Origin of the sequence: Silvibacterium bohemicum (assembly GCF_001006305.1) — a bacterium.
Lineage (GTDB): Bacteria > Acidobacteriota > Terriglobia > Terriglobales > Acidobacteriaceae > Silvibacterium > Silvibacterium bohemicum.
In genome coordinates this window covers 110,819-136,553 of record NZ_LBHJ01000004.1, presented here as the reverse complement: position 1 = coordinate 136,553, position 25,735 = coordinate 110,819, and the positions used below count along the sequence as shown (strand labels likewise).

Here is a 25,735-nt window from a genome sequence, read left to right as displayed (position 1 = left end):
TATTAGCCGACATGGCAAGATGGATGAGAATTGCGTGTGTCCTGGGGATGTCCTTACTCAGCGCCGGGGCGGCTTCTTCTGAGGCGGATCAGGCGCTGCAGGCGAAGCTAAGCGTTTTGGCTGCAGGCCACCACGGCAAAGTCGCACTCTATGCCGAGGATCTGGTTACCGGGAAAACCGTCGCATTGAATGCGGACACGCCGGTCCAGACCGCTTCGGTCATCAAGCTCACTGTGCTCTACGAAGCTCTCGAACAGGTTCGCGACGGTAAAGTTCATTTTGACGACAAGCTAACTCTGACCCACGGTGACCAGGTAGCGGGATCGGGAGTGCTGGCTTTCTTCGATACTCCTCAGCAGCTAACCTTCAAAGACGCGCTTACGCTGATGATCATCCTCAGCGACAACACGGCGACCAACCTCGCCATCGACCACCTGGGGTTGAAAAGTATCGATGACCAGATAGTGGCATTGGGTTTGAAGGACACTTGGTTGTACAAGAAGATATATCTGCCATCTTCAGGTCCCATGCCTGCGGATCAAAAGACCTTCGGTTTGGGCAAGACGACCGCGTACGAGATGGCGACCGTGATGAAGAGGTTGGTTACCTGCGATCTCGATCCACCCAGCGCCGGGGCAACGGCGCCCAATCCGAAGTCACCCGCACCGCGGGCCGATCAGCCGCTCTGCGACGTAGCCATGCACATGCTGAAAAGTCAGTTCTATCGCAACAGCATCCCGCGCTATCTGGAGGCGCAGGATAGTTCGGAGAAAGATTCGGAAATAGCCAACAAAACCGGGGCGCTCGACGCAGTGCGTAACGACGTCGGCGTGGTAATCACCAGGAATGGTCCGATTCTGATTTCCGAGTTCACCTACCAGAACCAGGATCACAGCTGGACCCCGGATAACGAAGGCGAAGTCTTGATGGCGAAGATGGCCAAGGAAATTGTGAGTGCCTGGGCCAACTGAGCTAGGCCAACTGAGCAAGTCGAACTAAGACGGGCGGAACTTGAACTTCCGGGCGGAAAGTAATCAGAAGCTGCTCACAGTTGGCAGCCGATAGTAAGAAAGTCGAACCAGAGTACAGCGATCTTTCCTTGCGTAGGGGACCGCTGAAGGATATAGAAAAGATGAGGCGAATTCTCTTTATGAAGTTTTGGGTTTTAGCAACGGCATTGACCTCTCTCACCTGTTCGCTTCCGGCACAGACGGCGGCAACTCCAGCGGCCGAGCCGCCCGCAGCCCCAAACAGCGCAGCTCCGACACAGACCAGCGCAGCTCCAATATCTGGCAGCGCAGCTCCAGCTAGCGCCTCGCCAGCGAGTGCAGTCCCTGCGCAGCCCGACGCTCCGGCTGTCGATGAAAAAGCCGTTGTCATTCCCGCGGGAAGCAAGATCCTTCTGGCTCTGAAGTCTGCCGTCGATACCAAGACCGCGCAGCCTGGCGATCCGGTTTACCTCACCTCGACCTTTCCGGTGGTCGTGAGAGACCGCGTGGTGATCCCAGCGGGGATGGATGTCCAGGGCGTCGTCGACAGCGTAGTGCGTCCGGGCCGTGTGAAGGGACGGGCCCAAATCACCATGCACTTCACCACCCTCATCCTGCCCAATGGTTCCGTAGTTGGCATTCCGGGCAGCGTGAATGCCGTGCCCGGCGCCAATGGGCCAACCGTCAAGGGTAAGGAAAACACCATCGTGCAGCCGGGAGGAAACATTCAGGACGCCCGCAACGTCGGCACCGCAACCACCACCGGTGCGGCCTTCGGCGGGTTGGCCACCCTGACCTCCGGCAATGTGGGGGCCGGTGTTGGCATCGGCGCTGCTGCGGGACTTGGCGGCGGCGTGATCTACACGCTCATGACCCGGGGTAAGGATGTGGTCCTGCAGGTCGGGCAACCCCTGGAGATGGCTTTACAGAGACCGCTGATACTGGACCAGAAGGACGTCTACGTTCCTCCGACGCCCACTGGGGTCCAGTTTGTCCCGTCGCCCAACCAGCCGAAGCCCTTACCCAAGCCTCAGCCGCCCGTAAACTGACCAGCCGCGGGGGGCCCGGTTGGAAGGTAGGCTCAAGTGGAATTAAAATAGAGTTGGCGCGTTTAGATCCACAAGAGTCAGGTTCAGAATGACAGACCAGAATCAGGAAGCGGGCCAGCCGCCCCTCCTCGAACAACCCGGTCCTGCACCGCAAAGCCCTGCGCGAGGAAACCTTCGCCTGTGGATGCGCGACATCCTGGTGTCGGTCGCGGCGTCATTCATGATCATCACTTTTCTCTACCAGCCGGTTCGCGTGGAAGGCACCAGCATGCAGCCGGAACTGCGCGACCAGGACCGCCTCTTCATCAACAAGTTTGCCTACCACTTCGAGAACATCTCGCGTGGCGATGTGGTCGTCTTTCACTATCCGCGCGATCCGGAGAAGAGTTATATCAAGCGCGTCATCGCGCTGCCCGGAGACGCCCTGCGCATCGAGGAAGGCCGGGTCTACGTCAACGGCGGGCGAGTGGATGAAGGGTACGTTCCGAAGCGCTACCGGGACAGCCGTTCCATGCCGGAGATCGTGATCCCCCAGGGCGATTACTTCGTCATGGGCGACCACCGGTCGATTTCCAGCGACAGCCGCGACTTCGGCCCGGTCGACCGCCAGCTGATTTACGGCAAAGCGGCCTTCATCTACTGGCCAGCCGACAACATGGGCCTCATCCACTGATTCGATCAAGTTCAGACGGCGACATAAGCGTAATCTCGATTTGCCTGGATTAGTGTGCACGATTCTCGTGTACACTGGACCCGTCGTGAAGAACATCACTTTCAGTGCCGACGAGCACCTTATCGAGCAGGCCCGGGCCAAGGCCCGATCCCAGCGGACGACGCTCAATGAAGCTTTTCGTGAGTGGCTTGTGCAATTTACGTCTACGCCTTCCAGTGCCAAAGAAATCGGCGCCTTGATGAAGCGGCTCAAATACGTAGAAGCCGGGCGCCATTTTTCCCGGGATGAACTGAATGAGCGGTAGGTTTTTCCTCGATACGAATATCTTCATTTATTCGCTTGATGGGACAGCCCCCAAGAAAGCTCATCGCGCGTTAGAACTCATCAGTGAAGGAGTGACTAGCGGCAGGGGAATCATCAGTTATCAGGTAGTGCAGGAGTTCTTCAACTTTGCTTTGCGCAAAGCAAAAACTCCCATGACCATCCCTGACGCCGAGCAGTATCTGCGCATCATCTTGCGCCCGCTCCTTTTTCTGCATTCGTCCGAAGCATTCTTTGGTGAAGCGTTGCATGTGCAGGGGAGTCATCGTTTGTCATGGTACGACTCGCTCATTGTTGCAGCAGCCATACGCGCAGAATCCGCGATTCTCTACAGCGAGGACCTGCAGCACGGCCAGTATTTTGGCCGTCTGCAGGTAAAAAATCCCTTCCTTTAACCGCTGCCTACCGCTCCGTCACCCGATCCAACAAGTCGAAGAACTCCGGGAAAGAAATCGCAGCCGATTCCGCGCCTTGAATCACCGTCTCGCCAGTCGCGCGCAGAGCTGCAACCGAGAAGGCCATCGCGATGCGATGATCTCCCCCGGCATCGATCTCCGCAGCGTGCAGTGTCTGCTTGCCGGGAACATCCAGGCCGTCCTCGAACTCTTCCACCTCGGCTCCCATGGCGCGCAGGTTGCGTGCCACCAGGGCGATGCGATCGGACTCCTTGACGCGCAGCTCCTTCGCATCGCGGATGCGGATGCCGTTCTGCGTGTAAGGTGCGATGGCGGCGATCACCGGCAGCTCGTCGATGAGCTGCGCGGCCAGCGCTCCCGAGATGGTGGTCCCGGTAAGCCCGCCGGCCGGCGCGTTCACCTGCACCGTGCCCACCAGCTCGCCATGCTTGTCTTCAAGATTGAGTACGCCGATGTGCGCTCCCAGAGCGGTCAGTACGTCGAGCAAAGTCGCGCGCGTCGGATTCAGGCCCAATCCTTCGAAGACCAGGTTGGACTCGGGGAAAAGCGCAGCCGCGCAAAGGAAGAACGCCGCCGAGGACATGTCGCCGGGCACCGCCGCTTCAATGCCCTGCAGCTGCTGCCCTCCTTCGATGGAGACGGACTCGAGATTACGCTCTACATTGGCGCCAAAGGCGCGCAGCGCCAGTTCGCTATGGTCGCGCGTGCGAACAGCTTCGCGTACCGTGGTCTTGCCCGCCGCCTGCAGGCCGGCGAAGAGCACCGCGCTCTTCACCTGCGCGCTCGGCACCGGTGTCGTGTAGTCGATGGCTTGAAGTTTGCCTCCGCGAATGACCATGGGTGCATGGCCGTCGGTGAGCTGGATATCCGCGCCCATCTGCATCAGCGGCTTGCGCACGCGCTCCATGGGGCGGCGGCTGAGCGAGGCATCGCCGATGAGCGTGAAGCTCCCGTTTTGCGGGCCCAGCAGGCCGGCCAGCATGCGCATGGTCGAGCCGGAGTTGCCGCAGTCCAAAGGCTGCGCGGATGGCTGAAAGATTCCGCCCACACCCTCGATCTCGATGGCCTCGCCGCTCCGCGTGATCTTCGCACCCAGGGCTTCCACGCATCCCAGGCTGCTCGCGCAATCGGCGCCGGTGGAGAAATTGGTGAGGCGGGTCTTGCCGGCGGCCAATCCGCCCAGCAGTGCATAGCGATGCGAGATGCTCTTGTCGCCGGGCAGACGAAGGCTGCCAAGAATATTGCGCGCCGGCGCAATCACACGTTCAGTCCGGACTTCAGTCGAGGTCAATGCTCACTCCAGGAGGATCTTCTCTTTAGGATGATCTCTTTTAATGACGATCTTCCTCTTTATCCTAAAGCAGGAGCAGCCGCTCGGCCCAGAGCAGCCAGCGGTTCGCGTGCATCCGGTTTAGAGGACCTTCAGCACAACCACGGTTTCGTCGTCGAAGCGTTCCTTGCCACCTTGGAACTTCGAAACCTCGGCCAGGATGGCGTCCGCGATCTTGGACGCGCTTTTCTGGTTGAATTTCTTCACTATGGCCTTCAGCCGGTCGTCGCCGAACATGTCGCCCTCGGCATTCTGTGCGTCCACGATGCCGTCGCTGAAGAAGATAATCGAGTCGCCAGGCTGGGTGGCCAGCGAAAATTCTTCATAGGTGACGTTGGGGAACATGCCCAGCGGGAAACCTTCGGCATGCACCGTCTCTACTTCGCCGCCGCGGCAGACCAGCGGCTGGACAGCACCGGCATTGGCGATCTGCAGAGTGCGGTTGTCGTCGTTCCACAGGCCGTAAAGCATGCAGACGTATTGCGAATCCAGCTTTCGTTCCTGCAAAGCGTCGTTGAGCGTGGCCAGCAGCGCCGAAGGCGAAAGCAGCTGGTTGGCAGCGGAACGCATGATGCCGCTGACCAGGGCGGCATAGAGAGCGGCCGGCGCAGCCTTGCCGCTGACGTCGCCCAGCGCAATGGCACTGCGATTGGCGTCGTAGGAGATGAAGTCGTAAAGGTCGCCGCCAATGGTGCGCGCCGGAATGAAGCGGGCCGAGAACTCGGCCTGCTTGTGCTGCGGCTTCGTGGGAGGTAGTAGCCGCAGCTGTACCTCGCGCGCCATGGCCAGGTCTCGCTCCAGCCGCTGCTCCTGGTGCGCCACACGCTGGTAAAGCTGCGCATTTTCGATCGAGATGGCGATCTGCGCCGCTAGCGTGCTCATGGCCCGCTCGTGATCCTCGTTGAAGTAATTGGTGCGGGTGTGTTCGATGTCTAGCACACCGATGACCTTTCCCTTGTAAACCAGCGGCACGGCCATCTCCGAACGGGCTTCGGGATTGACCATGCGGTAGCGCGGATCCTTCCGGACGTCGGCCACGTGCACCACGCGGCGCTCGGACATGGCCGCACCCACCAGCCCGCGATCAATGGGAATTGTCTCGGTCGGATAAAAGCGCTCTCCGAAACGCACGGCGAAACGGTTCTCCAGCACCTGATCGCTCTCGTTTAACAGCCACACCGAAAACATCTGGAAGTCGATAATCCGGCGCAGCAGTTGGCCGACGCGTTCCAAGAGCGCATCGACATCGAGAATCGAGGTAAGCTCGCGGCTGATCTCGTTCAGCACTTCAAGCGTCTGCGCCTGGCGGGCGACCCGGGTGTACAGGCGCGCATTCTCGATGGCCTGGCCGACGCGCGAGGCTGTGAGCTGAAGCAGGCGAAGATGCTCGGGAGAAAAATAATTGGGCTGTTCCGATTGAATGTCGATCACGCCAATGAGCCGGTTTTTGACGATCAGCGGCACCGCCAGCTCCGATCGGACGCTGGGATTCGCGTTGATGTAGTTCTCAGCCTGGGCTACATCGGGAATGAGGATCGCCTGCCGCTGCTGGGCGACTTGCCCCACCACGCCGTGACCCAGCTTGATGCGCATCCTCTCGATTTCCAGCGTGTGGCCGATCTGAAAGCGCATGCGCAGATCGCTGGTGCGGTCGTTGAGGAGCAGAATGGCGAAGATGCGGTAATCGATCACCGCCCGGACCAGGTCGGCGGTGCGTTTGAGCAGGGTCTGCAGATCGAGCGTGGTGTTGAGCGCATCGGCCAGCCGGATGAGAAACTCCGTAGACAGGGGCTCGATGCGAACCTGGGTAGGTCCCGACGCAGCGGTGGTGGGACGGTAATCGCCCTCGAAGACCTCTTGGCCTGCAGCGGTTTGTGTCGGTTCGTCGGTCACTCGTGTCCTGTTTGCCTGCGTAGTTATAACGCGAAAAGTCCCTTCCGTATTTCCAGAGGACTAAACGGGTTCGTCTTCCAGACGAGCCATCATAGCGCGCCGGGCTGGAAAATCGCACCGCCTGCCGGCATGCGAAATCAGCCCATCAAAATGCGTGGGATCAAGCGCGCTGGATCAATTGCTGTGAAGGGCTTGCACGATGGCCGCACTGGCGCTGGCCCCGATGCGATTAGCCCCGGCTTCGAGCATGGAGCGGGCATCCGCGAGGGTGCGGATACCTCCCGAGGCTTTTACGCCGCAGCGGTTTCCCGCTACGCCGCGCAGCAACGCCACATCCGCCGGGGTTGCTCCGCTGACGGAGAAGCCGGTGCTGGTTTTGAGGAAATCGACCCCGGCAGCGCAGGCGATTTCCGAAGCGCGCAGCTTCTCTTCGGTCGAAAGCAGGCAGGTTTCAAGGATGACTTTGACGAGCGCTCCGGCATCGTGTGCGATCTCCACCACTCCGCGAATGTCCTTCTCGACCCGCGCGTTCTCACCGGACTTGAGCAGCCCGATGTTGAGCACCATATCCAGCTCATGGGCTCCGAGCCTCACCATGGCGGCTGCTTCTTCGCGCTTGGTCGTGCTTAGATTCGCGCCCAGGGGAAATCCAATCACCACTCCCACCGGAACGCCGGTTCCAACCAACGCCGCGTAGGCTGTCGCGACCCAGACGGGGTTCACCATGGCGCATGCGAATTTGTATTCCGCAGCCTCTTGCGCGAGCTGGAGCACCTGGGCTCGTGTCGCCTCAGGCTTGAGCAAAGTATGGTCGATGACCGATGCCAGGGCCTGAGGGGTCGCCAGTGCGTGCCGGGCGAAATCCGCCGCGTCGAAGTGATGAGCGGAGCCGCTCTCGTGCGTAGAAATGTCCGTAGTGTGGGTGTCCACGGTTGTACTGCTCATGGTGAAAAACTCCTTGGTGGCTGCCTCAGTGCATCTCGGGATAATCGGGGGGCATAAGCCGGATGTCACGGACATTGCGAAAGCGCTCCGCATAATCCATACCGTATCCGACAACAAAGTGATTCGGAATCTTGAAGCCGACATAATCGGCTTCGATTTTTTCCAGCCGGCGTGAGGGCTTGTCCAGAAGGGCAGCCACACGCAGGCTCCGCGGCCGATGCTGCTCGAACAGGTTGCGCAGGAAGCACAGCGTCAGGCCGGTATCGAGAATATCTTCGACGACGATGATGTTCTTTCCTTCGATGGGCAGATCCAGATCCTTGATCAACTTCACGGCCCCGCTGGTTTTCTGGCCTTTGCCGTAGCTCGAAACCGCGACGAAGTCGAAAGTGCAATCAACGGTGATGGACCGGGCCAGATCGGCCAGGAAAATGGCTGCTCCCTTGAGCACGCCTACCAGTACCACGCTCTTGCCGGCGTAGTCGGCATCGATCTGGCGGCCGATCTCGGCCGTCCGCTCCGCAATCTGCTGCTCGCTAAAAAGAATAGGAAAGTCTTTATGAATATTCGAAGGGCTCACGTCGTTCCGATCGTCTTTCGTGTTCGCGCTGCTCGTTGCGGCCTTTCGGGGTTACACCCCATTTCGCCACAATCCTTAGGATAGCTCCAAAGCAACCTGTGGGCGATATACTCGAAAAAGTAGAACCTTCATGTATCCCTTTATTCACATCGGCCGATTTTCCATCGGGACCTTCGGCATTATGCTCTGGCTGGCAGCGGTTTCAGCCTGTTTTGTCTTGCATCGCAATTTCCGCCGCTGGAAGATTGACGCAGATGCCATCGGCATCGTTGCAATTGCAACGGTTGCCGGCGTAATCGGAGCCAAATTCTGGCATGTTTTCGAAGATCCCCAGGCGCTGATCCACTCGCCGGTGGCGGCGATCTTCGACCGGGCCGGTTTTGCCTGGTTCGGCGGACTGGTAGCGGGAATCCTGGCCCTGCTGTGGCAAGGACGCAGCTATGGCATCGGCGGGCTGAGAATTCTCGACCTGGCGACTTCTTGCGCAGCCGTCGGATATGGAGTCGGCCGGCTAGGCTGCCTGACCTCCGGCGATGGCGACTACGGTATTCCGACCACGCTGCCTTGGGGCATGAGCTTTCCCAACGGCCTCGTTCCCACCAGTGCGCGCGTCCACCCCACGCCGATTTACGAGTTGATCGCGGCCCTGCTGATTGGCTGGGTGCTCTGGCGTCGCGGCGCTCCAGAACGCCCCAAGCCGCTCGGTCAGCTCACCGGCGAATACCTCATCCTCACCGGCCTGGCGCGATTTCTCGTGGAGTTCATCCGCATCAATCCCAAGCTCTATTGGGGCATGAGCAACGCGCAGGTGGCCAGCGTCGGATCGGTAATTGTCGGCGCCGGACTGATCGTCTGGGCACGCCGTCGCGCGGTTTCCCGCGATCTGCGGAGCACGTCCCCGATCACGACCGTATCGTCCTAATCCTGAAAGGACGGATCAACGCCGGGTCATTCCACCAAACAGAAAAAAGGCTCGGAAAAACCGAGCCTTCTCATGTAGAGGCAAGTTCGAAGCTTTCCTGGGTTTTGCGCCAAGGGCGCGAACGCCTGGACGGCTAGTCCCGAGAACGCCTGGACGGCTAGTCTTAAAGCTTTTCGTGGAAATCGCAAGCGGAGCAGGAGATGTAAACTCCGCCCGGCGTGCCGCGCTCACGATCCTTGACCCGCTTCACGATCCGGGTCGGCTTGCTGCACTTGGGACAGTCGGTGCTCTTCGACGTGTCCATCACTTTTTTGCGGTCTGCGGTCTTGGCAATCTTGGCCATGAAAGGCTAATCTCCTCATCGATACGGTCTTAACGGGCTCTCCCACTCGGAGGCGCACGGCGGCCGCGCTTCGAGATCTTTCACCCTTGATTACATCCTGATTGCAGGAAGGTTGGACCGGGGACGATCGAGAAGAACTTCGGACTCGCAGCCCATAGTTTACATCAAAGTGCGACCGGCGCGGGCATGGCCAGCGGGTAGGCCGTGCGCCGCGAGCCGGTCAGCAGATACTCCACCAGTTGCTCGGCCCGCATCGGCTTGGCGAGATAGAATCCCTGCGCGTCGTCGCAGCCCTGTTTCGACAGATACTTCAACTGCAGCGCGGTCTCGACGCCTTCCGCCGTCACTTTGGCGTTGACGCTGTGTCCCATCTTGATGACCGCCTCCGTCAGCGCCAGGTCATTCTGCGTGCTTTCCATTCCCGTGACGAAGGAGCGATCGATCTTGAGCCGGTCGATGGGAAAGCGCTTGAGATAGCCGAGACTGGAGTAGCCGGTTCCGAAGTCGTCCATAGCAACCTGGATGCCCATTTTGCGAATCTGCGTGATGGTCTCTTCGGCCTCGTCGCTGCTGTCGAGCAGCACGCCTTCCGTAACTTCGAGCTCCAGCTGATGAGGCGCCATGTCGTTGGAATCGACCGCCTCCCGTATCGCATCGATGAGAGTGGCCTCACGGAACTGAACCGGGGAGATGTTCACGGCCATACGCAGCGGTATGCCCGCGGCCCGCGAAAAGAGACCAACCTGGGAGCACGCCGTGCGCAAGGCCCATTCGCCGATCTTCAGAATCAGTCCCGTTTCTTCGGCGAGGGGAACGAATCCTGCCGGCAGAAGAACGCTGCCGTCTGCCTGCTGCCAGCGGATCAGGGCTTCCAATCCGGAAATCCGGCCGGTCGAGACGTTGAAAATAGGCTGGTAAACCAGGAAAAACTCATTCCGCTTAATGGCCCGACGCAATGCGCTGTCCATGGCCAGAAGGCTTGTGGCTTCCTTCTCGAGCTCGTTCGAAAAGACGGCGATGCTGTTGCGTCCGCGGGACTTTGCCTTGTACATGGCACGGTCGGCTTTGCGCAGCAGCGTGTTCAGGTCGTGGCCGTCGTAGGGAAAGGCGCTGATGCCGATGCTGGGCGTGACGTAGAGCTCCTGGCCTTCATAAACCACGGCTTCGGAGAGACCCTGCAGCACCCGCTGCATCACCTCGTTCGACTGGCGCGGGTGATCGATGCCGGGCATCAGGATGACAAACTCATCGCCGCCCAGCCGGACAACCATATCGGACGCCCGAACGGCCTCGCTGAGGCGTCTGGCCAGGGTTATCAGGATCTGGTCGCCCGCATGGCGTCCTAGGGTGTCGTTGATGTGCTTGAAGCGGTCCAGGTCGATGACCGCGAGAGCGACCTGCAGCTTGTGGCGTCCGGCCAGCGCCAGGGAACGCACAATCTGCTCTTCCAGCAAAGCGCGATTCGGCAGGCCGGTGAGAGGATCGTGCAGCGCCAGGTGGCGAACCGAATGCTCAGCTTCCTTCTGTGCCGTGATGTCTTGGGCGATGACCAGAAATCCCAGATCCCCTGCGCTCTCGTCCTGCAACGGGCTTACCGAGAGCCGGACCGGAATGCGCGTGCCGTCTTTCCGGATATAGGTCCACTCGCGCTCATCGATCTTGTCGTTGCCGCCGGGTGTGGTGATGGCTTCGAGGTCGGCAGGAATACCGTATTTCAGCTGAACGCTGAGCCGGATCGCCTGTTCCTCGATCTCAGCGGGATCATGGAGTTCGGTGAGCGAGGTCTTGGCGACCAATTCGGAGGCGGAGTAACCCAGCATCCGCTCAGCAGCGCGATTCACCGATTGAATGATGCCGTTGCGGTCGGTGGCAATGATGGCCAGTAACGCGCTATCAACAATGGCCGCCCGCATCGCGTTGGCTTCCTGCAGCTCTCCTAATATCCCGGCCTTGAGCGATTCTTCGTGCGTCAGGTAGCGGTCGATCGAGGTAGAGATGAGAGCGGCGGCGAGAACCAGAGCCGCGGCTGCGGCCACTCCCAGATCGCTAAGGGAAGAGATTCCTGCGCCCCAGTGGAAATCGAGCGGCGCGTGCGAGCCGGTGAGATGCGCCGCGAACATTCCGCTATAGTGAACGGTTGCGATTCCCAGGCCCATGATGCTGGCCGCCATGGCGCGCACCAGGACACGGTTGTCGCTCAATTTGCGGATGTCGATGGCGATCTTGATGGCGATAGCGGAAAAGGCGATCGCGAAGGCCAGAGAGAGAGCTTCAACGCGCAGATCGTAGGACGAAATCGCTCCCATCTGCATCGCGGCCATTCCGGCATAGTGCATGACCGAGAGGCCGATGCCCATCAGAACCGCTCCGCCGAGAATGTGACGAATGCTGCCCGGCTGCTCAATAACACTCAGCAGCGCGGCGCCCGAGGCGAAGATTGCAGCCAGCAGAGAAAGCGCAGCCAGCGCGGCGGAATAGTTGGCGGGCACTGGAATGTCGAAGGCCAGCATTCCCAGGTAATGCATCGCCCAGATTCCGAAACCCATGGAAGATGCGCCGCCGGCAAGCCATAGCGCACGGCGTCGACCCGTTGAAATTAGCAACACGTCGCTGAATCCGAAGGCGGTGTAGGAAGCGACTATCCCAAGCAGAACTGAGAGAGCGACAAGGTTAAGACGAAAAGATCCGCAAAGCTTCATTGGCGTCATCCCGAGGCAGAAACGTAAAACTTGAAAAGGATCGTCCGTCTGTTTTGCGAGTCGAACTAAGTTCGACTTCTGCGGACTACCCTTAAAACCTGTGTTCGTTAACTTGCAACTGATACAGGAGAAATGGTTTGAAACTCTAACTATTTGTACGGCTATGGAAAGAATGGTATTTCGGTAAGGCGTATGTCAATACAAAACAACAAGTTGTGTGCAGTATGAAGGTAAGATTTCTCCGTTCCAGCCGGCCCCACCCTCCTCAATATTCTAGATCGCTCTATTAAGCCTTTTTATTTCTTCTGCTTGGAGCCAGCTACCGTTACGTAAAGTTACTAATACGGTTTAGTTCGTTACAACAGTTGCTGCTTCATCGATTGATTCAGGATCTTTATCGGCAGAACCATGGTCACGCTACAACTTTTGGGGAGTTATTTTCAAAATTCTTTCCTCGCGGAGACAGTACTCCTGCCCTCCCTGGGTTGGAAAGCCCCGTTCTTACTCGTATTCGAGCGCCTTTCGATATCATCGGCTCATAGCCTATGCTCCTGCTCAACGAAGAAACTGTTCGCCGCCATCTCTCTTACGAGGCTCTGATTCCGGCGCTAGAATCGGCACTTATCCGCTATTCGGGCCGGGAGATCAATCAACCGGTTCGCACCATTGTTCCCGTACCCGCGCATCACGGGCTCTTCGGACTCATGCCCGCAGTCGACGGCGACTTAATGGGAATCAAACTTGTAACTGTTTATGAAGGGAATACCCAACTCCCAACTCATCAGGCAGTTATCCAGCTTTTTCGCGCAACTACCGGGGAACCATTGGCCACTCTCGATGGCCGGCTCATCACCGAAATGCGCACCGCAGCGGTCTCGGCAATTGCTACTCGATTGTTCGCCAGTCCCAATGCGCGCACTCTCGCCATCCTAGGCTCGGGAGTCCAGGCGCGTGCGCATCTGCAGGCGCTGCGCCTCATCGGCAGCTTCCCCGAAGTCCGTATCTGGAGCCGAACCCCACAGCATGCGCAGGCCTTTGCCGCAGAGTGCGGCGGCCGAGCAATGGAATTAGAAGATGCGGTTCGCGGAGCGGATGTAGTCATCGGAGTGTCGAACGTATCCGAACCGTTGATTCGCGGAAAGCACCTCGCCCCGCATGCTTTTGTAGCTGCCGTTGGCGCAATAGGCCCCCACAAGCGTGAGCTGGACAATCGGGCCATGGACGCACACGTGATCGTCGAGTCCCGCGAGGCCGCGTTGAAGGAGTCTGGCGACATCCTGAGCTCCAATGCGCCCATCTACGCGGAGCTGGGCCAGATACTCGCTGGAGAGATCGCCCGTCCGGACACGGGGCGAGTCGTCTATAAATCGCTGGGCATTGCGGCGGAAGACCTCGCTGCTGCTCGCCTTATCTACGAAGCGGTCGCCTGACGCGGCCGCAACGCATAGTACAGCGGAACTCCCAGTAAGATCACTGCCGTTCCCAGTAGCGAATTCTTGAGGTTCTCCGCGTAGGAGTAATAGAGGAGCACCGCCGCCGCGACAACGAAAAGAATCGGAACCACAGGGTAGCCCCACACCCGATAGGTCGTTGCCTGGGGAAGGCTGCGACGGTAATGGAAGATCGTTGTCGCAGTGATCATGTAGAACAGCCATTCTGCAAAGATGGCCAACTCGAAGAGCTGCTGGAAGCGCCCCACTGCAAGCAGCAATCCTGTGGTCAGAAGAGCCTGCACCACAAGCGAAGTCGACGGGCTTTGAAAGCGCGGACTGATATCGGCCATGCGTTTGAAGAAGAGGCCGTCTTTCGCGGCGGCGAACGGCACGCGAGCGCCGGACATGATGGTGCCGTTCAGCGTCACGAAGATGCTCAGCGCCATGACGCCCGAAACCAAAGCCGCTCCCCAGGGTCCAGTGACCACCGAGAGAGCCGATACCGCAGGCCGCGGGGAGGCAGCAATCGCGGCGGCAGGCAGGATGTATTGGATCGCCGCATTCGTCGCCATGTAGAGCACGCCGACGATGCCGAGCCCGGCGATCAGGGCGATAGGCAGGCTCTTCTCCGGCTGCTGCACCTCGCCCGAAACCATGGTCAGGTCATTCCATCCGTCATAGGCCCACAGTGCAGCGATGAGCGCGATCATGAAGCCGCCGAAGCCCCCATGTGCCCCAACGAAAGAGGTTCCGAAGTTGTTCCAATGTCCGGAAGCCGAGGCGAAGCAGAATCCGGCGATCACCAGAATCAGGATGCCCTTCAACCAGGTGAAGACCAGCTGAAAGTCTCCCGCTTTCTTGATGCCCAGGTAGTTCAACCCGGTGATAAGCCAGGTCGCGGCAATGGCGAAGAGCTGCGCCCAGGTGATCGAGAAGGGAATCCGGAACGCGATGGCCTCAAGCCACGCGAAAGCCGGAAAGATGGCCAGCGTGCGCGCCAGCCCGGTGGTAACGCTGGCGATCGACGCCGGCTTGGCCACCGCGAACCACGTCCACATGTAGAGGAAGGCGGTAAGGTCGCCGTAGGCTCCGCGCAGATACACATACTCGCCGCCGGTGTAAGGCAGCATGCTGCTGAGTTCCGCGTACGTCATCGCTCCGAAGAGCGAGAGCAGGCCGCCGACGATCCAGGCGAGATAAACCAGTCCGGAAGATCCCGTAGCCTGCATCATTTCGTGAGGAACGAGGAAGATCCCGCTGCCGATCAGCGTGCCGACGACAATCGCCGTGGCATGTGAGGTACGCAGCACCCGCGGCAGTTCGTGCGTCTGAGAAGCGGACTGATCCGGCGAGGTCTGCGGTCGTTCGATATCCAATACGAAACGGCTCCGACGAGGAGAATCCCCAAGCTGAAACGATCAGTGATAGTACTTGAGGTCTTTCCAGTCTGCCGTATACGCGGTTTTCCTGCTATAGCAAAGATAGATGGGCCCGCGCTCCCAGGGCATGGCCAGCGGATTGGTGCGCATCGCCGCGACTTTGCACGATGCATAATACTGGTTCATATCCGCAAGCGACTCCTCGTTGACAATGATCATCTCCTGCCCGCTATAGCCGCGCGGACCCCATATCCAATAGTTCTGGTGGCCGCTGATAGCCGTGGGCAGGCCGTCATGCTCGCCGAGAATATTGATCGCGCTGGCTTGACCGTAATTGCCCGTGAAGATGCCGGTGACCGCCTGCTCCGATGGCGGCAGCGAGTGGTAGATGGTATTTACCTGCGCAACCATATCGGTCCATCCAAAGCGGTCGGCGTAAAACTGCGGCAGGATCGTGGGGTCGTGAGTCTCGGAGTCCTCCGGCTTGAAGCCGAGCCTGTGTTCATAGGCGAGAAACTTCTGCAGCGGCAGCACGGGAACGGAAAGCGGCAGGAAGACGATCAAAGAGCAAATCAACAACAGGCCGTATACACCGCTGACGGCATTCCGCCAGCGAACATTCTTAGCCCATGAGAACCGCGCAACTGCCCCGCCTGCGAAGTACACCGGATAAATCGGCGCAAGATAGTAGTCCTTCGCATGCAAAGCCATCATCAGCGGCAAAAACAGAAGATAAAGGATGCCGAGAAAACGATAGGGTTTTGCAGTTTTTGCAAAGAGCAGCCACAAAAGCCCGGGAAGCCACAGAATCACAGTCAGTGGCTGGAGCATGAAGAGCTGCGCCTTCAGGAATGCCAGCGGCGGCAGCTTCACATCCTTATCGCTCTTGGCCACGTCGCGCAGCCACTCCAGCGTGGGGAAATGATAGTGAATCTGCCAGAGAAGATTCGGCAACGCCACCGCGACCATGATCAGCACCGCTACGGCGAACCAGCGGCTGGCCAGGATGCGCCGTTGCGGCGTGAGCAGCACGGCAACCAGCGCGCACACCAGGAAGAAGACCACCGAATCCTTGTTCTCCATGGCCAGCCCGGCGCTCACGCCGAGCACGATCCACCAGTTACGAACGGATTGCTGCGACTCGGCCTGCACGATGCGGATCAGCGCCAAAACGCAGGTCATCCAGAAGACCGGGTCGAGGCAGTTCATGGAGAGGAAGCTGTCAATGCCGAGATAAACTCCGACGACGATGACCCCCAGCATGGCCAGAGCCGCGGCACGGCGTCCGCCGCCCAGCGCCCACACCAACATGCCGGTGAGAAAAACCTTCGCGCCGCCTGCCATGGCGGGAATCAGCCGCAGCGACCACATGTGCTGATAGCCGAAGAGAACGTCGGTGATGCGCGCCTGAATCGCCGCCAGCGGAGGCTGGTCGACATAACCAAAGGCCAGATGGCGTCCGCACATGAGGTAGTACATCTCGTCGCGAAAGATGCCATACCCGGCATGCTGCGCCATGATGTTGGTCACGATGTGGATGGCGATCTTGAGCGCAGCGAAGGCGAAGCTCAACTGGACGATGGCGCGTAGATTGGCAGGCTGTGGAAAAACAGAGGCTGCGATGGTCGTGGTGGCCATGTGTGGAGCATACGTCTAATAAATAGGAAAGTTTCGGCACGGAAAAGAAAGAATATTCTTTATTCACAGATACATTCTTGCTAGAGTATCTGAGAGGATAAGGCCATGGATGTTTCTCTGAGTGAAAAAGTGCGAGCAATGGCCTTAAGAAAATACGTGCAGCCTGCAAAAGAGGCCGGTAAGAGCGAGTTATCGATTGCGGTGAAAGATCTACTGAGAGACCTCGACGAAATCAGATTCCCCGGCAACTACGTGCCGCTGGTGTGCAATGCGATCAAGACTCGTGGGTTTCAGCGCGAGAATGACTTGGAGATCACCGGCATTGACGGTCCACAGTCGAAGACCAGCCCAACCGTCGTGGTTCACTACCGAGTCGGGTCCGAGGGACAGGCGAGAAAGCCACAATCCATAGAATCCAAGACTCACCTGCCTGAAGACCCGGCAGCTCGCGCTCATCGATTGACCAACAAGCTGCGTGGCCTCCTGAAGGATGAGATCGCTGCTTATGGCGGGGCCGAGGCGTTCATGCGGTGGGTTCGTGGACACGATGAGGATAGTGAATGAGTCGCATCTATTGGGACACGATGCTCTTCATTTATCTTCTGGAGGGTCATCCGCAGCATTTCCCGCGAGTGCAACAGCTCCTCAAGCAGTCGTATGAACGTGGCGACTCTCTTTATTCAAGTTATCTCGGTCTGGGGGAACTGATGGCGGGCGTGGGAAAAACGGCGAACACTCCTACTGCCTCTGTCATCCGAGAAACGCTGGATGAAATGGGGTTCACCTTTTTGCCCTTCGATGACGGCTCCGTGCAGCCGTTCAGCAAGCTGCGTTCCGTCGAGAAGCTCAAGGCAGGGGATGCTATCCATTTGGCTTGTGCAGCTTCTGCGGGGATTGATTTGTTCCTTACCGGCGACAAGCAATTGCAGAAACTCTATGTATCCGGGGTGCAGTTCATTGCGGACTTTTACAACCCTGTGCTCTAAGTGCATGCCGGGATGTTGATTCGTCTTAGTGCTCAGTAGTCAAGATAGGAAACGGCTCCGCGGCCACCTCTTCCACATGAAAATGCGCATAGATAGCCTCCGCCGTTTTCTGCGGCACCACCGAGGTGAGAGCGACCAGGTCCGCCTGTCGCACGCTGCGCAGGCTGCCGAAGTGTTCGATCAGCCTCGTCCGCGTGCGCGCGCCTACTCCGGGAATGTTGAGCAGCTCGGAATCGCGGTCGCGCATCTCGCGGCGCTTGCGATGGTAGCTGATGGCGAACCGATGCGACTCGTCGCGAACGCGCTGGATAAGGTGCAGCACAGGAGAGCGCCGCTCCAGCACGATGGGCTCGTCTTCCTGCCCGTAGAGGTAGATGATCTCTTCTCTCTTGGCGATCGAGGCCAGCGGCTGTGTCGTCAGTCCCAGCTCTTCCAGGGCCTGTGCGGCAGAGTGGAGCTGGCCCAGTCCGCCGTCGATGAGGATCAGGCTGGGCATGGTGCGCTGCTCTTCGATCACCCGGCGATAACGTCGCGTCACCACCTCGCGCATGGAGGCGAAGTCATCGACACCTTCGACGGTTTTGATCTGGAACTTGCGGTAGTCGGACTTCTTCATATCGCCGTCTTCCCACACCACCATCGACGCGACCGTTTCCGCGCCTTGAATATGCGAGATGTCGAAGCACTCGATGCGTTTCGGCAGCTCCGGAAGCATCAGGATGTCCTGCAGCGATTCCTGGATTGCCTTTTGCGTCGGCTTCATCACGCGGAAGCGCTGATCGTAGCTCTGCTTCGCATTCGTGCCGGCTAGATCGACCAGCGAGCGGCGATCCCCGCGAACGGGCACGGCAATTTCCACACGATGCCCGCTGCGCTCGGCTAGCAGCGCTGCCAACGCGGGCCGATCGGCAAACTCCACTGGCAGATAGACCATGCGCGGAACATATTGTTGATCGATATAAAGCTGCTTGAGCAGCGCGGCGAAGAATGCCCCAGCTTCAAATGGCGCCGCCGTCGAAGCAGGTGCTGCACCAGACTCATCTTCCGGATCGGCCTCTTGCAGAACCAGCTCCTGCAGCTCTTCCCAGAAGAACTCGCGGCGGTCGACGATCTTGCCGCCGCGCATGTGGAAGAGGTTCACCGCCAGCATGCTGTTCTCGTAGTGATAACCGAAGACATCGGCATCGTCGTCGTCGGCCGAGGCGATGCGCTGCTTTTCCTGCAGCTGGCTGATGGTCACCAGCAGGTCGCGATACTTGGCCGCCAGCTCGAATTGCTCGGCGAGCGCAGCCTCTTCCATCCGCTGCTGCAGCGAGCTTTCGAGGTCGGCGCCGCGGCCTTCGAGAAACATCTGTGCGTCGCGCACCGCCTCACGATAGGCCTCCGGCGTGGTCAATCCTTCAACGCACGGCCCCAGGCAGCGTTTGATGTAGTACTGCAGGCAGGGTCGAGGATAGTAGCGCCGCAGATCCACCTTGCAGCTGGGCAGCAGAAAGCTGCGATGAATCAGCTCCGCAATGCGATAGGCAAGATTGCCCGGAAAATACGGGCCGTAGTACGCGCCACCATCCTTGCGTAGTCGCCGCGTGACGAAGACCTTGGGATAGCGGTCTCCAAGCGTGAGCTTCACATAAGGATAGGTCTTGTCGTCGCGCAGCAGGATGTTGAAGCGAGGCTTGCGCTGCTTGATGAGATTGTTTTCTAGCGCCAGCGCCTCATGCTCGTTGTCGACCATGATGTAATCGACATCGACCGCCTCGCGCATGAGCGAACCGGTTTTGGCATTGGCCTGCGAAGCTTCCAGAAGATAGGAGCGAACCCGTGCGCGCAGGTTTTTCGCCTTGCCGACGTAGATGACTTCATCTTCGGCGTTTTTGTAGAGATAGACCCCGGGCCTCGTGGGCAGAGTTCGAATCTTTTCGTGGAGGTCCATAGATCTATTTTCATTTTAGTGGCCGGGAACAAACCCGTTCTCCGCTCAATTTGCCCCGAAGTGCGTAAAAGATACCGGCAAAGTAGATATCTGAAGGTGAGGAATGAGTTTCGGTTTGAAAGTTAACCCTCTGAAAACATACTGGTTGCACCTGTCATTCCCCTTTGGCAAGCGTCTTGCATCTCGAAAGACGAATAACGTCAGTCGACGCGTGTCCAATCTCGATTTGACATGTGTCAGGCTGGATTTAGCAGCATCCAAGGACTTGAACAAAAAACTCGCGCGGCTTTGAACCGCGGAGGTACGGAGTTAGACAAAATGACTCGTATCACAAAGCAATTTCCCATTTTCTCCACCGCTTCTGCGATAGGCACAATCTCTCTTCTTCTGGCCTCCGGCTGCACCACCAAGAATTACGTTCGCAGCCAGACGACTCCCGTCATCAATCACACCAACGAACTGGACGACGCGACAGCCGCCAATAACCGCAATATCCACGACGTCGATCAGCGCGCCCAGCAGGGAATTCAACAGGCACAGAGCTCGGCAAACTCTGCCAATCAGCAGGCGCAGACCGCCAGCCAGTCCGCGACCCAGGCGCAGCAGTCGGCGCAGGAGGCCGTTAACCGCGCCGATTCTCTGGCGAGTGTCGTTGGCAATCTCGACAGCTATAAGCAGGTCGCAATGACGTCGGTAAATTTCGGCTTTGACAAGGCTGATTTGAGCAAAGTTGACAAGGCCGAACTCGACGACTTCGCAGCTCAGCTTAACGGCGCCAGAGGCTATCTGCTCGAAGTGACCGGCGGCACTGATTCAGTCGGCTCGGCGGCTTACAACTATGACTTAAGTCAGCGTCGCGCGCAGGCAGTCGTGCAATATTTAGCTTCCAAACACAACGTTCCTGCACACAAGTTCTATCTCATTGGCATCGGTAAGGATAAGGAAGTTGCGACGAACAGCACTCCCGCCGGCCGCGCCAAGAACCGCCGGGTCGACATTCAGCTTCTTTCCAACGTAAACGGCCAGGAGCCCACGGCGCCCGGCCAGACAACGAGTAGCCTGAGGATGCCCGCTGGTAGCGGCAATCAGTAAGGACTCGGACCTACTGCGGAAAGACATGAAAACGGGAAGTGCCTCCCCGGGCGCCTCCCGCTTTCGTGTCTCTGCAGACTTCCTTACATAGCCATCTGCGCGACGTGAGCAGCTCTCACATCGTCGGCGGTATACAGCCGTAGAAACGGCGCGCCTGCGCATGCTGCTTCCACTGCCGGTCTTCCCTTCGCCTCTTCGCGTTCCACCAGGCACACGGCGGCGATTACGTGCATCCCAGCCTGTCTCGCTGCCTCAATCGCGTTGATCGTCGATGCGCCAGTGGTGCAGACATCATCGACAATCACGACCGGCGCGCCCTTCTCGAAAAATCCCTCGATCCGTCTGCCGGTGCCGTGCGCCTTTTCCGCTTTGCGGACCAGGAAGCCGTGGATGAGCGGCAGATGCGCGTTCGGATGCTCCACCACCCTCCAGGCGCTGGCGGTCGCCACATTCGAGACGATAGGATCGGCGCCCATGGTCAAGCCTCCGACTGCTATAGGCTTCAGCTTGTGCTCATGCAGGAGATCGAGGACCGCAAGGCCGGTGAGCCGTCCCCCCTCGGCATGCAGGGTGGTGGTCCGGCAGTCGATGTAGTAGTCGCTCTTCGCGCCCGAAGAGAGCGTGAAATCGCCCAACTTGAAAGAGATGCGCGAAAGCAGGTGCAGCAGGGCAGCGCGGTTACTGGTAGTCATCACAGAGAATTGTAGCCGCTGGGGCAGCGCAAATCGTAGCTCGCGAGGCTAAGTAGTCAAACGCTCCAGGTGCCGGAAGCCGCCCGTCTGCGCCAGCACTCCGGCAAAGAGCGTGAAATTGTAAGCGGCATGGACGATGACGCCCGCGGCGACCGAGTTCATGGTCAGCCGGACGATGCAGAGAACGATGCTCACGCTGCCGATGAGCACCAGCGGTCCCCAGGCATGCGATACCTGCGGCGAATGCATGAGAGCAAAGCAGGCGCTGGTGAAGAGAATCGAAACAGGTATGCCGATCCACTTCACTACGGCATCGGAGATGACATCCTTCCGCCCCAACCAGCGAAAGGAGTTGACCAGGCCGGGCAGCAGAAATCCCCGGAAGGCGAGTTCTTCCAGCAGCGGCGCCGCGGTTACGCCGAAGACCAGCATCATCCATGCGCCCAGCGGCGACTTCATCATGTCCTGCATGATGGGGGGATCCTGCGGCATGGGTAGAAAGTTCCCCAACGCTCCGATGCCGAAGCCGGAGGCCAGTCCGATGAGGGCGAGCAGAAGAAACTTTTGCCGCGCTTTGCCGGCATTCCAGTGAACGCCTTCGCTGAACGGCTCACGCCAGATCAATCCGAAGACCGGGATCACCACCACGGCTACCAGAATGTATGAGAAAAGCTGGACGGGAAGGCTCAGCCGGGCATCGTCGGCCGAAAGCCGGAAGAGCATCTGGAAGCTGCGATGGCCGAAGAGGTGAGTCTGCTCCAAAAGCAGGATGCCAAGGCCCTGGCCTACAGCCAATATCAGAAGGGCAATCACAAAGAAGAGAAGGGTGTGGCCGAGGTGCGGAATCAGCCGCGGCCACCGGGGCCACGCGTGCGGCGGCTCCGAGAAATCCGGCGCGCCGAAATCAGGAACGACCTGCACCGGGTCCGCGCCGTGAGTGGAACCGTGAGCGGGATTGTGGATAGGATTCCAGTAAGGAACATCTTCGCCGCGAGGTTCGAGTTCCTCGTAGGCGGCGCGGACATCGAAGTCGCGAATCTGGGCGGAAGAATTGCTTCGCGCGGCCGCCAGAGCAGCTTCTTCAATCTCCCTCTGCCACCGTTCGTGTGCCGCGTTCGGATCCGTCTCAGGCGTCATTGCACCCAGTCTTTCTTTGCCTTCCCTCGCCGCTTCGATCCGTTTCCGTTCGTGCCTGTTCCATCGGTCGACGCAGCCGTGCCGGCGACGACTTTGGGCGTAGCGCCGGTCGCCTGATAATACCGCCGCAGGAACTCGCCTGTGTGTGAATCCGATGCGACGGCGATCTGTTCCGGCGTTCCCTGGGCAACGATCTGGCCGCCGCCTTCGCCGCCCTCCGGACCCAGGTCGAGAATCCAGTCGGCATTGCGGATGACGTCCAGGTTGTGCTCGATGATGATGACAGTATTGCCCAGATCGGTGAGCCGGTGCAGCACTTCGAGCAGCTTCCGCACGTCGTCGAAATGCAGGCCGGTCGTCGGTTCGTCCAAAAGATAGAGTGTGCGGCCGGTCTGCCGCTTGGAGAGCTCGCGGGCCAGCTTCATGCGCTGCGCCTCGCCTCCGGAAAGAGTCGTCGCCGCCTGTCCCAAGTGGATATATCCGAGGCCGACATCGACCAGCGTTTGCAGCTTCTGCTTGACCTGGGGAATATCCACCAGCACCGGCAGCGCGTCCTCGATCGCCAGATCGAGCACATCGGCGATGGAGTATCCGTTGAACTTCACGGCCAGCGTCTCCTGGTTATAGCGGCGCCCATTGCACACTTCGCATTGGACGTACACGTCGGGCAGGAAGTTCATTTCGATTCGGCGCTGGCCGTCGCCCTGGCAGGCCTCGCAGCGTCCTCCGGCGACGTTAAAGGAGAAGCGGCCGGCCTTGTATCCCCGCTCGCGCGATTCGGGAAGCATGGCAAAGAGATCGCGTATGGCGGTGAAGACTCCCGTATAGGTCGCCGGATTCGAGCGCGGGGTGCGGCCGATCGGCGATTGATCGATGCGGATGGCCTTGTCGATGTTCTCGAATCCGCTGATCTTTTTATGCTCGCCCGGCTCTTCACGTGAGCCATAGAGCTGTTTCGCCAGCGCGCGATAAAGAATGTCGTTGACCAGCGTGCTCTTGCCCGAGCCGGAGACGCCGGTGATGACGGTCATCACGCCGAGAGGGAACTTCGCTGTCACGTCCTGCAGGTTGTGGCTGCGAGCGCCTTCAAGGGTAATCCACTTGCCGGTGAGCGGCCGCGGCTCATCGCGGTGCAGGATAGCGGTCGCGCCGGAGAGGTACTGCCCGGTCAGCGACGCCGGGACGCGCATAATCTCCGCCGGTGTGCCTTCGGCGACCACGTGGCCGCCCAGCTTGCCCGCGCCGGGGCCGAGGTCGAGAACGTAGTCGGCATGGCGGATGGTGTCTTCGTCATGTTCGACGACCAGCACCGTGTTGCCGAGATTGCGCAGCGATTCGAGCGCCGTAATCAGCCGCTGGTTGTCGCGCTGGTGCAGCCCGATCGATGGCTCGTCGAGAACGTACAGCACGCCGCGCAGCCGCGAGCCGATCTGCGTCGCTAGCCGGATGCGCTGGCCTTCGCCGCCGGAGAGCGTCGCCGCATTGCGGTCGAGCGAGAGGTAGCTCAGTCCGACAGCAGTGAGGAACTCCAGGCGCTCGACGATCTCCCGCCGCAGCCGGTCGGCGATGAGAGCTTCCCGCGTCGAGAATCCGATGGCCCGCGCCGCATTGAGTGCGCGATTGAGCGGGAGAGCGGTGAAGTCGGCGATCGAGAGGCCGCTCACCTTGACCGCAAGAGATTCCGGACGCAGCCGCCGTCCCTTGCAAACCGGGCAGACCGAAGCGGACATGTAGTTCATCATCCACTCGCGATATGCGTCTGATTTCGATTCCTCCAGCGCATCGCGCAGATAAGCCAGGATGCCGTGGAAGCCGGTGCGCGGTCCTTCGCCCTTGGGAGGACCATAAAGCAGCAATTCCTGCTGTTTCGCGGTCAACTGCTCGAATGGCTGTTTCAGGTCGATCTTGTACCGCTCCGCCGCCAGCTTGATCAGCTTCAGCAGGTACTGCGACGCCGAGCCCGGCCCCAATCCGCCATCCAGCAGCGGCTTCGACCAGTCGTTGATGATCTTGGCCGGGTCGAAGTCGTAGATGCTGCCCAGCCCGTGGCACTCCGGACACGCGCCGTAGGTGCTGTTGAAGGAGAAGCTGCGCGGCTCGAGCTTGGGGATGTCCAGTCCGCAATCAGGGCATGCCATCGACGAGGAGTAAAGCTGCTCGTTGTTTTGCGTGGCCACCAGCACCAGTCCATTCGCCATCTGCAGCGCCTTGGCTACCGAAGACTCGAGAGCCTTTTCGATGCCCGGTTTCAGGACAGCGCGATAGACGGCCGCTTCGATGGTGTGGTTCTTGCGCTTTTCGAGCTGAATCGGTTCGGAGAGATCGCGGAGTTCGCCGTCGATGCGGGCGCGAAAGCCCTGCTGCTCGATCTTGTCCAGCAGATCCTTGAATTCGCCTTTGCGGCCGCGTACGACCGGCGCATAGATCGTGACCCGCTCGCCCTGTCCCAGAGAAAGAATGCGCTCGACAATCTGTTCGGCCGACTGCCGCGAGATCTCCCGTCCGCAGCCGGGGCAGTGGGGAACACCGACCGAGGCGTAAAGCAGGCGCAGGTAGTCGTAGATCTCGGTAATGGTTCCGACCGTCGATCGGGGGCTGCGGCTGGTGGTCTTCTGCTCGATGGAGATAGCCGGGCTGAGACCCTCGATCGAGTCCACATCCGGCCGCTCGATCTGGTCCAGGAACTGGCGGGCGTAGGCCGAGAGCGTCTCGACGTAGCGGCGCTGCCCCTCGGCATAAATGGTGTCGAAGGCCAGCGAGGACTTCCCGGAGCCGGACAAACCGGTGACGACGGTCAGTGTGTTGCGGGGAATGCGGACGTTGATGTCCCGCAGATTATGCTGACGCGCGCCGCGCACCGTGATGTGTGTGATTGACATGAGGGGATCAAATAGATGCGGCTAGAAAAATTTCGATCGAACCATCCTAAAAATTTCAGATGAATTGTCGATATAGGCTGGGCATCGCCTTGCAAAGAAGTTACGGAAACGGGAGAATCAGCAACAGAAACCTCTCTCCGTATCTTATTCGGCAACAGAAACGAGGGTCAATTTGCTCTCGTTCTGTCAGAATTGCATCGTAGTCTCTGTGTGCCTGGCAAAGCGGTGTGCCATAAGCGGGAAATAATGAATTCACCGGCCTGAAAGGAAAGCGGGCCAGAAGCGAAGAACATGCAGGACGCAATGAATACACTTATGCTTGTCTGTGCCAGTTTAGCCTCGTTGGCTTTTGGAGTGCTCGCCGCTTACGGAATCTGCAGGGCAGCCTTTGCTCTCTTCCGCATTC

At 59.3% G+C, this 25,735-nt stretch carries 22 protein-coding genes; 10 read left to right on the top strand and 12 right to left on the bottom strand.

Going from position 1 to position 25,735, the window contains the following annotated elements; translation table 11 throughout:
* Nucleotides 1-23 precede the first annotated feature (23 nt).
* The 5 genes from XX99_RS11210 to XX99_RS11190 all read left to right on the top strand — a co-directional run bounded on the left by XX99_RS11210 (nucleotide 24) and on the right by XX99_RS11190 (nucleotide 3,427).
* The gene (locus XX99_RS11210; protein ID WP_050060085.1) at nucleotides 24-971 is read left to right on the top strand and encodes a serine hydrolase; all 948 of its coding nucleotides are present in this window, start codon (nucleotides 24-26) and stop codon (nucleotides 969-971) included.
* A gap of 179 nt (nucleotides 972-1,150) precedes the next feature.
* Nucleotides 1,151-2,038 (top strand): hypothetical protein, encoded by an 888-nt coding sequence (locus tag XX99_RS11205; RefSeq protein WP_050059495.1) that lies wholly within the window; start codon nucleotides 1,151-1,153, stop codon nucleotides 2,036-2,038.
* An 88-nt stretch (nucleotides 2,039-2,126) separates the two neighbouring features.
* Nucleotides 2,127-2,711 (top strand): signal peptidase I, encoded by a 585-nt coding sequence (gene lepB / locus XX99_RS11200; RefSeq protein WP_050059494.1) that lies wholly within the window; start codon nucleotides 2,127-2,129, stop codon nucleotides 2,709-2,711.
* An 85-nt stretch (nucleotides 2,712-2,796) separates the two neighbouring features.
* Nucleotides 2,797-3,015, top strand: a complete 219-nt coding sequence (locus XX99_RS11195; protein WP_050060084.1) for a hypothetical protein — start codon at nucleotides 2,797-2,799, stop codon at nucleotides 3,013-3,015.
* A complete protein-coding gene (locus XX99_RS11190) occupies nucleotides 3,005-3,427 on the top strand; it encodes a PIN domain-containing protein (RefSeq protein WP_050059493.1) in 423 nt (140 codons plus the stop codon). Before XX99_RS11195 ends, XX99_RS11190 begins: the two co-directional genes overlap by 11 nt.
* A 7-nt stretch (nucleotides 3,428-3,434) precedes the next feature.
* Here the strand turns inward: XX99_RS11190 and aroA are convergent, their stop codons facing one another.
* From aroA to hpt, 4 genes are all read right to left on the bottom strand, one after another.
* Entirely contained in the window at nucleotides 3,435-4,739 is a 1,305-nt protein-coding gene (gene aroA / locus XX99_RS11185) for a 3-phosphoshikimate 1-carboxyvinyltransferase (protein WP_050059492.1), read from the bottom strand.
* Between the two features lie 120 nt (nucleotides 4,740-4,859).
* Nucleotides 4,860-6,671: a SpoIIE family protein phosphatase gene (locus XX99_RS11180; protein WP_231581281.1), complete on the bottom strand. Its 1,812-nt coding sequence runs from the start codon at nucleotides 6,669-6,671 to the stop codon at nucleotides 4,860-4,862.
* Between the two features lie 174 nt (nucleotides 6,672-6,845).
* Complete coding sequence (gene deoC, locus XX99_RS11175; protein ID WP_082125488.1) at nucleotides 6,846-7,616, bottom strand: deoxyribose-phosphate aldolase; 771 nt, start codon at nucleotides 7,614-7,616, stop codon at nucleotides 6,846-6,848.
* Between the two features lie 25 nt (nucleotides 7,617-7,641).
* Nucleotides 7,642-8,196: a hypoxanthine phosphoribosyltransferase gene (gene hpt / locus XX99_RS11170; RefSeq protein ID WP_156185944.1), complete on the bottom strand. Its 555-nt coding sequence runs from the start codon at nucleotides 8,194-8,196 to the stop codon at nucleotides 7,642-7,644.
* Nucleotides 8,197-8,326: 130 nt separating this feature from the next.
* On the opposite strand from hpt, the gene XX99_RS11165 reads away from it, so the two are divergent.
* The gene (locus tag XX99_RS11165) at nucleotides 8,327-9,118 is read left to right on the top strand and encodes a prolipoprotein diacylglyceryl transferase (RefSeq protein ID WP_050059491.1); all 792 of its coding nucleotides are present in this window, start codon (nucleotides 8,327-8,329) and stop codon (nucleotides 9,116-9,118) included.
* A gap of 163 nt (nucleotides 9,119-9,281) precedes the next feature.
* Here XX99_RS11165 and XX99_RS11160 read toward each other — a convergent pair whose 3' ends face one another.
* Both XX99_RS11160 and XX99_RS11155 read right to left on the bottom strand, forming a co-directional pair.
* A complete protein-coding gene (locus XX99_RS11160; RefSeq protein WP_050059490.1) occupies nucleotides 9,282-9,461 on the bottom strand; it encodes an Rcat domain-containing protein in 180 nt (59 codons plus the stop codon).
* Between the two features lie 164 nt (nucleotides 9,462-9,625).
* Complete coding sequence (locus XX99_RS11155) at nucleotides 9,626-12,160, bottom strand: EAL domain-containing protein (protein ID WP_050059489.1); 2,535 nt, start codon at nucleotides 12,158-12,160, stop codon at nucleotides 9,626-9,628.
* A gap of 545 nt (nucleotides 12,161-12,705) precedes the next feature.
* Between XX99_RS11155 and XX99_RS11150 the strand changes: the two genes are divergently transcribed.
* A complete protein-coding gene (locus XX99_RS11150; protein WP_050059488.1) occupies nucleotides 12,706-13,590 on the top strand; it encodes an ornithine cyclodeaminase family protein in 885 nt (294 codons plus the stop codon).
* Here the strand turns inward: XX99_RS11150 and XX99_RS11145 are convergent.
* On the bottom strand, nucleotides 13,572-14,969 hold the full coding sequence (locus XX99_RS11145; RefSeq protein ID WP_221302449.1) for an APC family permease: 1,398 nt from the start codon (nucleotides 14,967-14,969) through the stop codon (nucleotides 13,572-13,574). The genes XX99_RS11150 and XX99_RS11145 overlap by 19 nt on opposite strands.
* Nucleotides 14,970-15,011: 42 nt before the next feature.
* Nucleotides 15,012-16,610 carry a glycosyltransferase family 39 protein gene (locus XX99_RS11140; RefSeq protein WP_050059487.1) on the bottom strand — a complete coding sequence of 533 codons (1,599 nt, stop codon included), beginning with the start codon at nucleotides 16,608-16,610 and terminating at the stop codon, nucleotides 15,012-15,014.
* A 105-nt stretch (nucleotides 16,611-16,715) separates the two neighbouring features.
* Between XX99_RS11140 and XX99_RS11135 the strand changes: the two genes are divergently transcribed.
* Together XX99_RS11135 and XX99_RS11130 are read left to right on the top strand one after the other, a co-directional pair.
* Complete coding sequence (locus tag XX99_RS11135) at nucleotides 16,716-17,174, top strand: hypothetical protein (RefSeq protein WP_156185943.1); 459 nt, start codon at nucleotides 16,716-16,718, stop codon at nucleotides 17,172-17,174.
* Complete coding sequence (locus XX99_RS11130) at nucleotides 17,171-17,596, top strand: type II toxin-antitoxin system VapC family toxin (RefSeq protein ID WP_050059485.1); 426 nt, start codon at nucleotides 17,171-17,173, stop codon at nucleotides 17,594-17,596. The genes XX99_RS11135 and XX99_RS11130 overlap by 4 nt, the downstream gene beginning before the upstream one ends.
* A gap of 25 nt (nucleotides 17,597-17,621) precedes the next feature.
* Here the strand turns inward: XX99_RS11130 and uvrC are convergent, their stop codons facing one another.
* Nucleotides 17,622-19,529 (bottom strand): excinuclease ABC subunit UvrC, encoded by a 1,908-nt coding sequence (gene uvrC, locus XX99_RS11125; protein WP_050059484.1) that lies wholly within the window; start codon nucleotides 19,527-19,529, stop codon nucleotides 17,622-17,624.
* 318 nt (nucleotides 19,530-19,847) lie between these two features.
* Here uvrC and XX99_RS11120 point away from each other — a divergent pair, with 318 nt between their 5' ends.
* The gene (locus tag XX99_RS11120; RefSeq protein ID WP_082125486.1) at nucleotides 19,848-20,621 is read left to right on the top strand and encodes an OmpA family protein; all 774 of its coding nucleotides are present in this window, start codon (nucleotides 19,848-19,850) and stop codon (nucleotides 20,619-20,621) included.
* A gap of 83 nt (nucleotides 20,622-20,704) precedes the next feature.
* Here the strand turns inward: XX99_RS11120 and pyrE are convergent, their stop codons facing one another.
* Genes pyrE through uvrA form a run of 3 tightly spaced genes read right to left on the bottom strand, consistent with a single transcriptional unit; the run spans nucleotide 20,705 to nucleotide 25,329 of the window.
* Nucleotides 20,705-21,313, bottom strand: a complete 609-nt coding sequence (pyrE, locus tag XX99_RS11115) for an orotate phosphoribosyltransferase (RefSeq protein ID WP_050059483.1) — start codon at nucleotides 21,311-21,313, stop codon at nucleotides 20,705-20,707.
* Nucleotides 21,314-21,361: 48 nt separating this feature from the next.
* The gene (locus tag XX99_RS11110; protein ID WP_050059482.1) at nucleotides 21,362-22,450 is read right to left on the bottom strand and encodes a CPBP family intramembrane glutamic endopeptidase; all 1,089 of its coding nucleotides are present in this window, start codon (nucleotides 22,448-22,450) and stop codon (nucleotides 21,362-21,364) included.
* Entirely contained in the window at nucleotides 22,447-25,329 is a 2,883-nt protein-coding gene (gene uvrA / locus XX99_RS11105) for an excinuclease ABC subunit UvrA (protein WP_050059481.1), read from the bottom strand. Before uvrA ends, XX99_RS11110 begins: the two co-directional genes overlap by 4 nt.
* Between the last annotated feature and the right edge of the window lie 406 nt (nucleotides 25,330-25,735).